This window comes from Amycolatopsis thailandensis, from assembly GCF_002234405.1.
Lineage (GTDB): Bacteria > Actinomycetota > Actinomycetes > Mycobacteriales > Pseudonocardiaceae > Amycolatopsis > Amycolatopsis thailandensis.
Genome location: NZ_NMQT01000245.1, coordinates 1 through 650 on the forward strand (window position 1 = coordinate 1; position 650 = coordinate 650).

The following is a 650-nucleotide window of genomic DNA, read 5'->3' on the forward strand; positions in this document are numbered from 1 at the left end:
CACGAACAACAGCGCCTTCGCCATGGTGTTCGGCTACAACGGTCTCGCGCGGGTGGGCATCAACCTGCCCGGCGCGGTGCCGGACGCGGGCCGCGCGGGCGGTGCGCCGGCACTCGGTCCGCCCGACCATCCGCTGGATATGTCGGAGGCCGGTCCGGGTGACGTGGGCCAGGGCCCCGGCGACCGGGGACCCGGGCCGGGTGACACCGGACCCGGTGACACGGGACCGGGAGCAGGTCAGCCTGGACCGGGCGACATGGGGCCCGGCGACACCGGCCCGGGTGACACCGGACCCGGCGACACCGGTCCCGGACAAGGTCAGCCGGGGCCCGGACAGAGCCAGCCCGGGCCCGGAGACGTGCTGGTGCTGCCCAACGGCGACGTGATCGTGGGACCGGGCGGCGCGCCGCCCACCCAGGCGGATCCGTCGAAGGTGGAAAGCCGCACGGACCCCTTGGGGTGGAACAAGTTGCTCGACGGCCACCTCGGCGTCGCGATCTCGTGGCTGTTCCCGCTCGCCTTCCTGGCGCTGTTCTGCGGGCTGTGGTGGTCGCGCCGGGCCGAGCGCACCGACCCGGTGCGCGGCGGGCTGCTGATGTGGGGCGTGTGGCTGGTGACCTTCACCTTCGTCTTCAGCTTCGGGGACGTCG

The 650-nt window shown here is 73.8% G+C and carries 1 pseudogene; it reads left to right on the forward strand.

What is annotated here, in order from left to right:
- A pseudogene (locus tag CFP71_RS43930) lies at positions 1-650 on the forward strand (mannosyltransferase); the annotation flags it as partial.